Consider the following 13,376-nt stretch of genomic DNA (forward strand, 5'->3'; position numbering starts at 1 on the left):
TGTCAGCGCGCGCCGGCCTGAGCGCGGCGCCGCTCCGCGACGACTCGGCGCGCTCCACGCAACCGCTGGCGAACGACATCGGGATCGTCGCCAGCGTCGATGTCGACCGTTGTGGCCGCTAGCGCTTCGTACTGGTGATTGCGCCGATGCTCGCGATAGGCGAGAACGTTATCGAGCAGCAGTCGATGACGATTCCCGATCCGCTCGGCAGGCAACGTACCGTCGGTGATCAGGCGGACCACCGTGGGGCGGCTGACCCCTAGCAGATCGGCGGCCTGCTGGGTCGTCAACTTCATCGTCTGCGGGGCGATGGTGACCGCCTTGCCGGCATGCAACGCCGCGACCACCTTGGTCAAGGCTTGGTGGACTGAACGCGGCAGCTCGATGCGGTCGTGCTCATCGACCCCCACGAGTGCGTAACTGGGTGATGCCACCTTCCCCCGGACGCGTTCATGGCTGGCCAGGAACCCGACGACCGTCGCCAATTGATCGGGGTCCTCAGGGATGAAGGTGACTGCCTCGACAGCCTCGGCATTCATGTCAGATCCTATCCACACTATCCGAAATAGCTTTCGGAACGTTCGAATACTATCCGATGCGGAAGACGTGCGGTACCTCCACGATCAGACCCCGTAGATTCGTCGCCTTCTATTCGGGCAATCAGCGCTGCGGCCGCTGGTTGGCGAGGTAGGCCTTAACGGCGGCGGAGCGGCGGTGGCCGACGGGCACCACCCGGCCTTCCAGCTTGGCCGACACCTTGGTGGCTCGCATCCCTAGGCGCCCGGATCCAGCTCGGGGCGCGACCCGCTCTCATCGGCCCAGGCTGTTAGCACGCAAGCAGCGTGGTAGCCAGGCGGTGACGCCAGCCTTGGAGGCCGGCCCCGTACAGGGAGTCAGAGCGATAACCTGCTCTCGACCCACTGCCAGTCGATCCGCTCCTGTTCCAGGCGCACTCGTACGTCATGGCCGTCCTCCACCAACTCTGAATAGAGTGCCTGCTCGTCGGAAGTGAGCCGAGGCAGCGCGGATTTCGCCGGGCGGTCTTCGGTGACCCACCGGTCGCGGTGGGCGAGCAGCGTGTCGCGGTCCATCAGCACCGAACGCGTCTGCGGCAGCCACGCGCGCAGCCGGTCGAGGATCGCGAACCCGTGGGTGTCGATGTCTCCCCAGTACAGGATCTCGGCGTCGGCCAGCCATCCCAGCCGGCCAACCTGATCGACATCGAATCCCTTGCCCCAGAACACGATCCCGTCAGCAGGGACGTCGACAGATAGATAAGAGATTTCGTTCTCGACGATGATCGCGATCCGCGGTTTGACGGAAAGCTTCGCCAACTCTTCGGGACGCACCCCCAGCTCCGTCAGTGGCGTCGGCAGACCCAGCGATGCGGCGGGACGTAGTCGCAGTAACCCTGGTTTGGACCGAAGGCCAAGTCCGGCAAGGAACCCCGCTGCAGTCGTGGGGACACCAAGCATGGCGGCCAGGTCGGAACGGTGCCGTTCGGCGAATTTGGTGTCGACGCCCTGGGCGCTGATTTCGCGCAGGTACCTGCCAGATCCACGGTGCTCATCGAGCCAGACGAACGCCGCGATCAGTCGCGGCATCTCGACGGCCAATGCCAATGCGCGGTGCGGGTTGGCGAGAATCCATTGGCGAACCCGTGGATGTTGCTGTGCGAGAAGGAGCATTTCGTCAAACCGGCCAGCCGCGGTCGTTTCGTTCAGCAGAGCCAAGGCTTGTTCGAACGAGGAAACCACCGCCCGGTTGGGCAATTGGTTGCGACCGATACTTCGTCCTCCGACGGTCTGCCATTCCAGGGTGTACCGATGGTCGTCCCAGCGGCCAATGTCCAACATTGCCACCCAGTTGCCTGCGGCGGCGAGATCGTCACCGATCTCCGATGGTTTGGGTCCGCGCAGTGATACTTCGATCGGGTCGAACGGTTCGCCGGCAGCGCGCGCACGCAGCAGTGAGCCGTTGTCCCAGCGCCGACGCACTTTGGCAGCGATGTCCTCCGGCGTCGTCCAGCGCGAGGTCACGTCTGGGGCACATGCCGTCGGGTCCGGTACTCCTCGATCGTCATGGTCTGCAGACGCGAGAATGTTCCGGTCGGATTGTCCACGAATCCAATCGATTTCACGTACGGCTCGATGACGTGCACCTTCTGCAACGGTGTGACGATGAGAAGCTGCAGGCCGAGGGTCGCGAAGAGATCCAGCGCGTACCGTGTCGATACGTCCGATCCGCGCCCGAAAGCCTCGTCGATGACTGCGAACCGGAAGTCCTTGGACTGCTCGGCGCCCCATTCCAAGCCGAACTGGTAGGCCAGGGACGCCGCCAGGATCGTGTAGGCAAGCTTTTCCTTCTGGCCTCCGGACTTTCCGTCGGAATCGCTGTAATGCTCACATTCGACGTCTGTTTCGGCGTCGCGCTCGGAGGCCGAGAAGACGAACCAGTTGCGCACGTCGGTCACCCGCCGGGTCCAGTTCTTGTCCGATTCGGCGTAGCCTTCACGGCCGCGGAACCGTTCGATGATCCGCTTGACGTCCAGGAACCGCTGTTCGGAGTACTGGTCGCCGTCCATGGCGAGACTATCGTTGGTCAGATTACGCAACTCCGAACGGAACTGCGCGACATCCTGATTGGGGGTGGGTTCCTTCTCCAGGCGGATGAAATGACCGGGATTGTAGGGAACGGCCCCCAGTGCTGTGTTGATGCGGCCGATGCGCTCGTCGATGACGGATGCCTGTCGGTTGAGCCAGTTGTTGAACCCAGCCAACTCCTGGATGGCATTCTTGTTGAGCTGTTCTTTGAATTCAATCTCGAAACGCGGCAGATCGTCGGTCGCCACACGTTCACGGAACGCCAAAAACTCGTGGCGGGCATCAACATTGGAGTCCATGTCGGCACGTAGTTCGGGCCACCGGGCCAAAACCTCGACCATATGTTGGCTTAGATTCAGGCCGTATCCGTTGAGCTGGCCACCCAGCTTTTCGATCCGCTTGTGCAGGTCGGCGGACAACCACATCTCCGTCTCTACGCATTTGACAGCTTGCGTCGGTCGGTGGTCTCCGAGGCGGACAGTCAGTGCCGGGTAGGACGCCCGAACGTCTTCGAGCGCTGAATCAGTCTGCGCTGCCACAAAAGCGTCATCGCGCTCCTTCTCCCGTGTCGCCTGCCTGGCTGCCGCCGCAGAGGTTGCCAACTCGCCCGTGAGCTTCTTGATCAACTCCGCTACAAGGGCCATCTCCTTGTCGTTGCTCTCCAGCGCGCGGGTGATCTCCTCCAAGCGCGACGAACCGGCCTGCAGTCGAAGCCGCTCGGCGTCATGGCCGTTCGCTCGCGCTTCGGCTTCGTCAACGTCGATATCGGTCCACGAGCGAAAGCCTTCGACCCGGATGAGCGCATCGAGGCGGTCCTGAAGCTCCTCACGTTGCGAGCTGAGCCGCTCCACCTCGGCTACGGCTTCCGCCCGCTGGGCGTGAAGCTCCGCGAGTTCGGTTCGCAGCGCGTCGATCTTGCGTTCGTTCGCCCACCCGAGTACCCAGCGGCGGGGATCGTCGACGCGATGCCGGTCGTCCTTCTCGTGGCGCTCGTGGGATCGCACTTGACCCTCCCGGGTCACGGCCCGCCGTTCGCTGCGAAACTCCTCGAGTGTGGCCGTGCAACGGAAGTCGGCCCGCTTGGTGAGTTCGTTGCGCAGGTACTCGCTGAACAAGCTGTCCTTGACGTCGATGCAGTCGGCGAGCTGCATTCCGTCAGCGCCCGACGACTGCAGCCGAACCTGCTGCCGGGGAACCCGTTCGTACACCAGCTTGGCGCCGGTGAGCTTGCCCCCACGGCCATGGAAGGTGAGCCGACGACTGTTCACCCATCCCGCGACGGCGTCGTAGTGTTGCGTCGGCACCAGCAGCGAAAGAGCGAACCCGCGCAGGACCCGTTCGGCCGATCCGCGCCACTCGGAGTGTTCGTCTGACACATCGAGGAGTTCGCCCGCGTACGGAAGTTCCTCCGGCGTCAGCCCCAGTTCTGCGCACAAACTAGCCCGTACATCGACCTGCTCGACGGGCAGGTTGCTGGTGCGTTGTGCCAAGCTGGTGAGTTCATCGGTGACGCCATCGCATTTGCGTCCGAGGTCCTTCTCGCCGCCGATGGCCTCGGCCGTCTGGGCGTCAAGGTCCCGCTTCTCGGCTGCCAACCTCGGGCGCTCGGCGGCTACCAAATCGGACAGGGCGGCGAATTGGTCGACGCCGGCGACCGGGTCCAGTCCGGCATCCCGGACGGCGTCCTCGAACAGAACTTTGGTACGTCGCCGGGTCTCGGCCTGCGCTCGCGCCTCCTGGGCGAGTCTCTCCAGTTCGCCGATGCGATCTCCGCCGGCTTTGGCCCGCTCCTCGATCAGCGAGTCCCGTTGACGGTTGAGTGTCTGCTGCTGTGTTTCGGCCGCATCCTGCTGCGTCCACAGCGCCGATCCCTCCGCCTCCAACCGTGCGAGCTCGGCACCCAACAACTCGGAACGCAACTCGGCGATGAACAACCGGACGGCCGCACGCTCGCGCTCCAGGGACTCGCGTTCCTCAAGCGCCGCATCGTATTTCGCTGCTGTCTGCACGATGGGTTCGAGCGCATCGAGTTGCTCGCGCGCCCGCTTGACGGCGTCGTGCGCCTTGGTCAGATCGTCGAAGTGGCCGATGATGTCGCGAACCCGGTCGGTCGAATCGCTCGGCTCGAGCATATGGTCACGCACGAAGTCGTTGAGATTACCGACGGACTTCATAGAGACGGTCTGGTGGAAGAGTTCGAGCGCCTGCTCGGATCGGATGCCGAGGAGGCGTCGCAATGACGTTGCGTACTTGGGGAATTCGTCGAAGACGTCCGCGCCGGCCGACCGCAGTCTCTTGCGGAGCTCGCGCAGGTCGGAGCCGAAATCTGCGAAGTCTGTCGCTATCGACAGTTCCTTGGTCGCGGTGACGAAGAATCGGTAAGGCTGTCCGGTGCTCTCGCGCTGCTGGAACACCTGGGCCAAGCTGACGGTCTCGTCGTAGCCGTGGTTCGTGAAGACGCCGAGGATCACCGAGTATGTGCGCCGGTTCTCACGGAGGCCCTTGGCGCGAGACTTCCCGGTAGCCTCGTTCCGCTCGGACTTGTAGTGGCCCTCCACGTACGAGCGCAGGGTGCGTTCCCTGGCATCGGCGCCGGCCGCCTTGTTGTAGGCGGCCTTGTGGGATGGGACCAACAATGTGGTGAGCGCGTCAACGATCGTCGACTTCCCGGAACCGATGTCGCCGGTGAGTAGCGCCGTGTCGTTATTGGGGGTGAATCGCCACACGTCTTGGTCGAACGTTCCCCAGTTGTAGACCTCGGTGTACTGAAGCCGATAGCCCGCCCGCCGGGAGGCTTCGGGTAGGACGGTGTCACTCATCTGCGGCCGCCGTTGCGGTGTATTCGCGAAGCTTGCCCGCGAAATCCGACAGGGTCTGGGCGTCGATGTACGCCTTCAGGATTCGTCGCACCTCCCATTGGTCGCGCTGCCCGCGCAATGAGCGTAGGAACCCAAGTTCCGCGGCCTTCTTGATGGTGGTCTCCGCCTGATCCACGACGCGGGCATCGTTGCTGGATTCGGCATGGAAGAGCCGCAGCATTTCCACGATCTGGTCGGTGGTGAGCACTAGCCGGCCCTCGCCGGCTGCTGTTTCGAACTCGACGAGGCGCTTACGCAGCAACACCAGGAGCAGGCTCACGTTGTAGGTGAGTGCTCTGCGGCGCACCAGGCGGGGGAGCGCTTCCTCGCCTTCCTCGTCAGGTCGTGACCGCAGATAGGCATAACCCTCGGCCTCGTCGATCACCACGTCGACGCCGATGGCGCCGAAATGGTCTCTGACACCGGCGCCGAGCCGATCCAACGCGAGCCAGGTGTCCTCGTCAGAGTCCCGGTAGACGACCCCCTGCATCAGCCGGATTATCGCGCTGGCGGTCGCGTGGTCGTCGCTCATCGCCGCCGCACCGTCACTTTGGGAAGCCGGGCTCGTTTGGTGATGACCGGATGCTCCGGGTCGGCGTATTCCAGCACCGTTACCTCCGTTCCGCCGGTGTGGTCGATGTCGACGGTCACGTCCTCGTCGTTGAGTGCCAGATAGCCGACGATCTCGGCGGCTCCCTGCTCGACGGGATGCACCGCGATGACATCTGACAGCAGAGCCGAGGAATGTTCCGGTAGCACTGATCGGATGGTTTCGACCAGCCTGGCCTGGTCGATGAACGTCTGGGCGAATAGCAGGCCGGCATCGACCTCCTCATCGGCCCGTGTGACGTGGCTGTCCACTGCGACCTCCGCCGGCGCCTGATACAGCGGCCGCTCGAAGGGAAGTGCGATGTCAATACCAGGTTCGTCCACGTCGAGGCCAAACAGCGGAGGGTTGTCGCGAAGCTCGAGTGCGGCGCTCTCTACCGCCCGTACCAATTCCAGGACGCGACGGTTCTCCAGCCAGACCTGATCATCGAGGAAACGGCGCAATTGTTCGGATATCTGACGGACGGTGCGCTGTGCTCGATCGGCTGCGTCAGACCAGTCGTGGTGAATACCGCGAATGCGGTCGTCGGCTTCGATCGCGGCCAGGTCGGACACCTTGGCGAGCAACTCCGTGAGTTCGGCTTGGCGCGATTCAGAGAGCAAGAAGTCGTAGAACGACTGGAAGCTGCGGCCTTGGTCCGACCCGGTGATTTCGGAACGGCTGCCGACCAATTCGGTGAGCAGGTCGCCTTTGGATCCTTCCCAAGCAGCGATCTTCTCCCGGGCTGCGCGGTCCAGGTGCCGGAAGTTCTCTTCGACCTCGCGGAAGTCCGATAACAGTTCGCGCGCAGTGGACGAGAGCTGCTGGTAGCGATCACGCACTGCGGTTTCGTCCAGCACTGTGACGTTGCCGGCTTCGACGGCGGCTATCTCGGCATTCAGTTCGTCGCGGCGGCGATGCAGCTCGGCGAGGCGGATCTCGGGCTGGGCTTCGGTGCCGTGCACTATCTGCCGTAGCAGCTCGACCACCGTGTGCAGCCTGGACTCGGTTCCCACGAACGATCTGCCTTGCAGGCTCGCGACCCATGTGTAGGCCTTCTCGAATGCCGGTGTCACCTCGTAGTGGATTTCGTCGTCGCCAGCAGGGTAGAACCGGCGCAGGAAACCGGCGTCGGTGGCGGCCCAGTCCTCCAGATAGGACCGGGGATTCTTGGGATAGCGCGCGGGCGCCTCGTCGGCGGTGTTCTGCGCATTGAGTGCGTACAGACGGTCATCCAGCGCGTCCGCCACCTCGCTCACCGGGCTCGCGCCGCGATTGCCCTCGACAAAGAACTCGCCGAGAAACGAGAGGATCAGCACGGCGTTGCTGGCGCGGAGCAGCCGCCAGGCGGGATGGCGCTCCCGCAGCATGTCGATCGCCGCATACTCCATGACGGAGAGCCTAGAGAACACGGCCGACAGATTCAGGAGTGCTCGTGTGGCAGCGGCATCAGGACTGGCTCGGGATTTCGTGTACGCGATTGTGTATGGAACTCAGCGGAACGCATGAGACTGGGTGCAACGGGTGCGACGTCGTGGGCAGGGGGAGCGGTCTGGACCTGTGTTTGAGGGGTTGGCGACGCTTTGGGAACGTTCGAAACGCCAGTGATCCCGTCGCCATCGAGGTGTCGCCGGTACCACCGCGCCGCGACGGAGCCGACCCGTTTCAGGCAATGACGCGCATCCGCCGGAGTGTTCGAACCGTTGGACGAGTCCAGAGTCTGCCACAGGTGGCGACCGGCTCTCTCTGGCCGACAGTACGATCGTGGTTCATGACCCACGGAGCAACTGGGCCGGCATCGGCGCGATCAGAGGCTGGCCAGGTTCCCCCGCTCGACGTTGCGGGCTCTGGCGTCCTCCCTCCGGTCGCTCCCCGGGTGCGCCGACTGTTTCGGCTGCTCGAGCTGGTCGCACCTGCTCTGGGGTCGCGGTGGGCAGTCGAGTTGTGGTGTACCCCACCGGTTCTCGAGTCGAGTCTGCGAATGCCACCGGGCGTGTCCTCGGGAAGGCAGATAGAAGCGTATTGGGACGGGCACCGAGTCGCGGGTGAGGAATGGGGCGAGGGGCCGCCGATATACCTGGTACACGGCTGGGGTGGCCAGCGCCCGCACTTGGCAGTGTTCGTCAAACCACTGGTAGAGGCGGGGTATCGGGTCGTCGCGTTCGACCTGCCCAGCCACAACGAATCTGATCCGGGTGCGCTCGCGCCCGGGCGTACCACCGCCATCGAGTGCGCCAACGCGATAGCAGCCATGATCGAGACCCATGGGGCCGCCCACGCGGTGGTGGCTCACTCACTCGGAGCGAACGCGACTGCATTGGCCGCAGCGGACGGCGCACAGGTGGGGCGCTTGGTCTTCTTGGCGCCCATGGGCGATTTCCCCCTCTATCTTGACCTGTTCGCCGCCCGACACGGGTTCGGCCGCCGGATCCGCGCGGGCCTGCACCGTCGTTTGGAGAAGCGAATCGCCATGCCGCTGCAAGAGACGAACATGACGCGGGTCGGTCGTCGAGCCAACTACCCGCCCTTGCTCCTGATCCACGACCCCGACGACCCGGACAGCCCCTATGCCGCCAGCAAACGGTTGTCCGCAGCATGGCAGGGCGCGCGATTGGAGACCACGCGGGGGCTCGGCCGACTGGCGCATTACCGAATACTGCGCCACCGCCCTGCTATTCGTGCCGGGCTGGAGTTCATCAGCGATCACCAAGCGGCCGACACGAGCATCACGGCGCAACCCAGCGCCACGTAGGCACCGGTCGAGCACGCGACACGCTTCGCCGGCGCTTCAGCACGCGGCCAGGACCTCAGCGTGGCCCGTGACCTCCAGTGCGCGTTCAGCCTTTCAGCGCCCGGAACCCGGCAACGGTGTCGGCCAGCGTGTTCCGCGGATCGCGGTAGGTGATACCGAGTTCATCCTCGCTGGGTGAATCGTCGGAGGACGGCATCTGGGTGTAGTACTGCATGCCCGCTTCGGTGAACGGGGTCTGGAACGGCAAGATCGGGCCGAGCCGATCGAGCACCTGCCCGGCCACCCGCAGGACGGTGTCGGGCACGGGCACCGTCACTATCCGCTTGTCACCCACTTCGCCGAGCAGACTTGCCAACTCGCCCACGGGAACCCGATGCCCGCCGGCCATGTATCGGCGCGGCCCGCGTCCGGGTTCGAGCAGCGCGGCGTGCAGGGCGGCCAGGTCGCGAACGTCGACGATCAGCCACGCGGCGCTGCGGCCCGGGATGCCGCCGAGTTGCAGCGCGGCGGCCACGCCCTCGCCGGCCTCGCCGAACTGGTCGCCGACCGGCGGTCCGAGCACCATGCCCGGATAGGTGATGTTCACCGGCGCTCCGCCGTCCTGCATCCCGCGGGCATAGATCTCGACCTGCGCCTTGGACTGTCCATAGCCGTCGGTCCCGCCGACCACCGGCAGGTCTGCGGTCAGCGTCTGCAGCCCGGGGTGAAACAGTGCGGTGAAGCTCGAGACGTGCACGATGGGGTCCAGCCCGAGTTCGGCGGCCCCGCCGAGCACGTTGCGGGCACCGTCCATGTTCGTGGCCAGCATCTGCGCGGTCTTGCTGGGGTCGGTGGCGACCAGGGCGGCGCTGTGCACGACGGCATCGCAGCCTTCGAGCGCCCGCATGGTCGAATCGCGGTCGGTGATGTCGCCGACGGCGTAGTCGGAGGTGTCGACGCCGAGTTGTGCGACGCTGGTCTCCAGCCGGGCCGGGTTGCGCACCAGGAATCGGACCGAATGTCCGGCATCGGCAATGGCTTTCGCGCTCCACCCGCCGACGAACCCGGTGCCGCCAGTGACCAGAACCCGCATGTCGAAACCTCCTCGATGAGCGGACGGTCCGCTACTACGACGCTAGTACCGCGGGGCTCGCCCGCGCGCCCCGTTACCGTGAACGCGGCAAGCATCCGGGTTGTGTCCGAAATTTGCCAGCAGATGCCCGAAGGAACTGCGAAAAGCTGCCCCCAGGGCGGCCCTCAACAGCATATGAGCATGTCGTGACGGATGTGTCAATTACCGCATCTGTGTACACTGCTGGAATGCTTGTCCCGCGCAGAGTTAGCCAAGTAGCCACGGCCAGGTGGCCTCTGAGCCGTTTGGCCAGGTTGGGCGCATGGGCGTTGGTCGTCGCCGCGATCCCGCTGACCCCTGTCCTGGCCCCGTCGGCGGCGGCCGACGACTGCCCGGACGCCGAGGTGGTGTTCGCTCGCGGCACCGACGAACCGGCCGGCATGGGCCGCGTTGGTGACGCCCTGGTCGACTCGCTCCGGCAGCAGACCGCAGGTATGACCATCCGGGCGTACGCCGTGAACTACAAGGCCACCATTACGCAACGGCACAGCGGCGACGGCGCCAAGGACGCGATCGCCCACATCAAATCGATGGCGGGCTCGTGCCCCGACACCAAGATCGTGCTGGGCGGCTACTCGCAAGGTGCCAGCGTCGTCAACATCGTGGCTGGTTTCAACGGTGTCAACTGGGGCGATCCACTACCGGCCCAGTACATGAACAACGTTGCGGCAGTTGTAACTTTCGGCAATGTCGCAGACCGCACCGGAGGCGCGCCGCCGACCCAGAAATCACCGCTCAGCGCCAGAGCGCTCGACCTGTGCAATCCCAGCGATCCGATTTGTCACGCAGGCTCGGGCAACGACTGGAGCGGGCACACCGAGGGCTACGTCCCGGTGTACACCGACCAGGCGGCGGCATTCGTTGCGGCGAAGCTGTGGTCGGGGATGACCCCTGCGACGCCTCGGTATGGTGCCGAGTTGCCGTCCTATGGGCCGCAGACTGGATATGGCCAATTGCCGGGCCCGCAGCAGCCTGGATATGGCTGGGACAGCCCGGATTACGGTCCAACGCTCCCTGGACCAGCTCCGGCCCCGAGCGGCGCGCTCATTTAGGAAGACAATTCACTGCGGCCGGTCACCGACCTCCAACGCGGCCAGATGCGAGGTGCCGTCGAAGATGACGCGTCCCCATTCGCGCACCGTGCAGCGCAACGTTCCCGCCAGGAACTCGTAGTCGGTGTCGATGTTGCGGCGCTCGGCCGGTACCGGCACCGGGAGGACGTGTGGTGCCCGGCCGGCTCCGCTTCCGTCCAGTTCGACGACGAATCGCGCTGTGCGCGCACTGATCTGCCAGTGCCAGTCGTCCCGGTCAAAACGAGATGACACCGGGGCAGGCGGCGTGATCCGCAGCACCCGCGACCCGAGGCGAACGATCACGCCGGTCACCTCGCGGTGAATCGGCCCGAGTTCCAGGAGTCCCCCGGAGAACGCCACGCACGCATCGCCCTGGTCGAAGTCATGGGCCTCGCCCCACCACCACCGTTGCGGAAATCCGGCGCCCCAATTGCGTTCGCAGTACAGCCGCGCATCGTCGAACTGCCAGTCCACCCCGGCGCCCTGCACCGATCCGGACACCCGACCGCCCAGACAATAGGGATGCCAGTACTGGTTGAGGAAGGGCACCGAGGAGAACATCCCGCCACCGCCGAACACTTTGGGCCACGGCTCGGTGTTGTCGACGCGCAGATCGACGGCGCAGTCATCGATCGTCAGCTGCAGCCGCGACCGGTCGGCGTCGAGAAAGCCGGAGCCGTCCTCGGCGTGGATCGCGAACTGGCGCCGGTCCGCCACAGCGGTGTCGAAAGCGGCCGACCGCACCACTCCGCCGGGCTCCACTGCGATGGCCACCGTGGACCAGTCGCCGCCGGCATGCTGGTTACAGCTGCACAGCGCCACCACCACGCGCCCGGTGGCGGGATCGGTCAGCCGCCAGAACCACCCTTCCATCTCGGTTCCGTGCGACGGCAACGGATCGCCGAACGGCACGTCGGCGCCGGTGCGCCGGTAGAGCGCAACCAGCTCGTCGCGCGCCCGATTCAGGGAGTCCATGGCAAGCATGATTCCCCTGATACCCGTTCGGGGCAGGCGTAATCGGGTCGCCGAGGCCGGGTAGGTTCCCCTCATGGGCGAAGACAAGGTCCGCGTACAGATCAGCGACAACGGCATCGCGACGGTGACCATGGTGCGGGCCGACAAACACAATGCCCTCGACCAAGGCATGTTCGACGGGCTGATCAACGCCGCCGACCAGCTCGCCGACAACCCCAAGGTGCGTGCCGTCATCCTGCACGGGGACGGCAAGAGTTTCTGCTCTGGCCTGGACATCGCCAGCTTCATGTCGGGTCAGGGCGGAACCGGAACCCTGCTGCAGCGCGACGCCGACCGGCTGGCCAACGTCGCGCAACGCGTCGCCTTCGACTGGTCGCTGGTGCCGGCGCCCGTCATCGCCGCCATCCACGGCAACTGCTTCGGCGGCGGCCTGCAGATCGCGCTGGGCGCCGACATCCGGATCGCCACACCCGACGCGAAACTGTCCATCATGGAGGTCAAGTGGGGCCTGGTTCCCGACATGGGCATCACGCAGTCGCTGCCGCGGCTGGTCCGCATCGACGTCGCCAAGGAGCTCACGTTCACTGGCCGAATCGTCTCGGGCAGTGACGCTTTGGACCTCGGGCTGGTGACCCGCACCAGCGACGACCCGCTGGCCGCCGCGCTGGCCCTGGCCGGGGAAATCGTGCAGAAATCACCGGATGCGGTTCGTGCCGCCAAGCGGTTGTACGACGAGACCTGGGTCAGTGCCGACGCCGCCGGCGCCCTGAAGCGCGAATCCGAACTGCAGGAGGGTCTGATCGGTAAGCCCAATCAGATTGCCGCCGTGGTGGCCGGAATGTCCGGCGAACCGCCCGCTTTCGTCGACCCGTCCTGATCGCTCCGCCCGCCGAACCTGGCCTACGATTCGCTGGTGCCAACTCTGCTGAAGAATCCGGTGCTGCTGGCCGCCGCGGGCGCCGGCAAGATCGTCGCCGACACCGCGGCCTCGGCCTACCGGACCGCCATTCGGATTCCGGTGGTCGGCGACCGCATCGACCAGGGAATGATGGCGCTGACCCGCCGGGGCGAGGACGTGATTTCACCTGTGCGGGCCCTGATCGCCGCGGTCGCCGTGCAGATCGTCGACGACGTGCTGGCCCAACTCGACCTGACCACCCTGGTCCGCGAGCGGGTGGACATCGACGCCGTCGTCCGCGACATCGACATCGACGCGATCATCGCGCGCATCGACCTGATCGGGCTGGCCGACCAGGTCATCGACGGGGTCGATCTGCCGAAGATCATCCGGGAGTCGACGACGTCGGTGACCGCCGAGGTGATGACCGATGTCCGCACCCAGGGTGAGCGCGCCGACGACATGGTGTCCGGGCTCGTCGACCGGATGCTGGGCCGCACGCCCGACCGGGGCTAGC

At 65.3% G+C, this 13,376-nt stretch carries 11 protein-coding genes; 4 read left to right on the plus strand and 7 right to left on the minus strand.

What is annotated here, in order from left to right; all coding sequences use genetic code 11:
• Positions 1 to 2: 2 nt before the first annotated feature.
• The 5 genes from U0R18_RS18975 to U0R18_RS18995 form a co-directional block, all read right to left on the minus strand.
• Complete coding sequence (locus U0R18_RS18975; protein WP_526371308.1) at positions 3 to 539, minus strand: excisionase family DNA-binding protein; 537 nt, start codon at positions 537 to 539, stop codon at positions 3 to 5.
• 354 nt (positions 540 to 893) lie between these two features.
• Positions 894 to 2,039, minus strand: coding sequence for a Wadjet anti-phage system protein JetD domain-containing protein (locus tag U0R18_RS18980; protein WP_526371310.1), 1,146 nt, complete (start codon positions 2,037 to 2,039; stop codon positions 894 to 896).
• The gene (locus tag U0R18_RS18985) at positions 2,036 to 5,422 is read right to left on the minus strand and encodes an ATP-binding protein (protein ID WP_526371312.1); all 3,387 of its coding nucleotides are present in this window, start codon (positions 5,420 to 5,422) and stop codon (positions 2,036 to 2,038) included. The genes U0R18_RS18980 and U0R18_RS18985 overlap by 4 nt, the downstream gene beginning before the upstream one ends.
• Positions 5,415 to 5,993 carry a DUF4194 domain-containing protein gene (locus U0R18_RS18990; RefSeq protein ID WP_526371314.1) on the minus strand — a complete coding sequence of 193 codons (579 nt, stop codon included), beginning with the start codon at positions 5,991 to 5,993 and terminating at the stop codon, positions 5,415 to 5,417. The genes U0R18_RS18985 and U0R18_RS18990 overlap by 8 nt, the downstream gene beginning before the upstream one ends.
• The gene (locus U0R18_RS18995; RefSeq protein WP_526371316.1) at positions 5,990 to 7,441 is read right to left on the minus strand and encodes a DUF3375 family protein; all 1,452 of its coding nucleotides are present in this window, start codon (positions 7,439 to 7,441) and stop codon (positions 5,990 to 5,992) included. The genes U0R18_RS18990 and U0R18_RS18995 overlap by 4 nt, the downstream gene beginning before the upstream one ends.
• Positions 7,442 to 7,821: 380 nt before the next feature.
• Here U0R18_RS18995 and U0R18_RS19000 point away from each other — a divergent pair, with 380 nt between their 5' ends.
• Positions 7,822 to 8,802: an alpha/beta fold hydrolase gene (locus tag U0R18_RS19000; RefSeq protein ID WP_526371318.1), complete on the plus strand. Its 981-nt coding sequence runs from the start codon at positions 7,822 to 7,824 to the stop codon at positions 8,800 to 8,802.
• An 85-nt stretch (positions 8,803 to 8,887) separates the two neighbouring features.
• Here the strand turns inward: U0R18_RS19000 and U0R18_RS19005 are convergent, their stop codons facing one another.
• The gene (locus U0R18_RS19005) at positions 8,888 to 9,874 is read right to left on the minus strand and encodes an NAD-dependent epimerase/dehydratase family protein (protein WP_526371320.1); all 987 of its coding nucleotides are present in this window, start codon (positions 9,872 to 9,874) and stop codon (positions 8,888 to 8,890) included.
• A gap of 227 nt (positions 9,875 to 10,101) precedes the next feature.
• Here U0R18_RS19005 and U0R18_RS19010 point away from each other — a divergent pair, with 227 nt between their 5' ends.
• Complete coding sequence (locus tag U0R18_RS19010; protein ID WP_526371322.1) at positions 10,102 to 10,965, plus strand: cutinase family protein; 864 nt, start codon at positions 10,102 to 10,104, stop codon at positions 10,963 to 10,965.
• Between the two features lie 9 nt (positions 10,966 to 10,974).
• On the opposite strand, the gene U0R18_RS19015 is transcribed toward U0R18_RS19010, so the two are convergent.
• On the minus strand, positions 10,975 to 11,961 hold the full coding sequence (locus U0R18_RS19015; protein ID WP_526371324.1) for a tocopherol cyclase family protein: 987 nt from the start codon (positions 11,959 to 11,961) through the stop codon (positions 10,975 to 10,977).
• A gap of 73 nt (positions 11,962 to 12,034) precedes the next feature.
• Between U0R18_RS19015 and U0R18_RS19020 the strand changes: the two genes are divergently transcribed.
• On the plus strand, positions 12,035 to 12,838 hold the full coding sequence (locus U0R18_RS19020; RefSeq protein ID WP_526371326.1) for a crotonase/enoyl-CoA hydratase family protein: 804 nt from the start codon (positions 12,035 to 12,037) through the stop codon (positions 12,836 to 12,838).
• Positions 12,839 to 12,883: 45 nt separating this feature from the next.
• On the plus strand, positions 12,884 to 13,375 hold the full coding sequence (locus U0R18_RS19025; protein WP_526371567.1) for a hypothetical protein: 492 nt from the start codon (positions 12,884 to 12,886) through the stop codon (positions 13,373 to 13,375).
• Position 13,376 lies beyond the last annotated feature (1 nt).

Origin of the sequence: Mycobacterium sp. (genome assembly GCF_046330795.1) — a bacterium.
In the GTDB taxonomy this organism is placed as follows: domain Bacteria; phylum Actinomycetota; class Actinomycetes; order Mycobacteriales; family Mycobacteriaceae; genus Mycobacterium.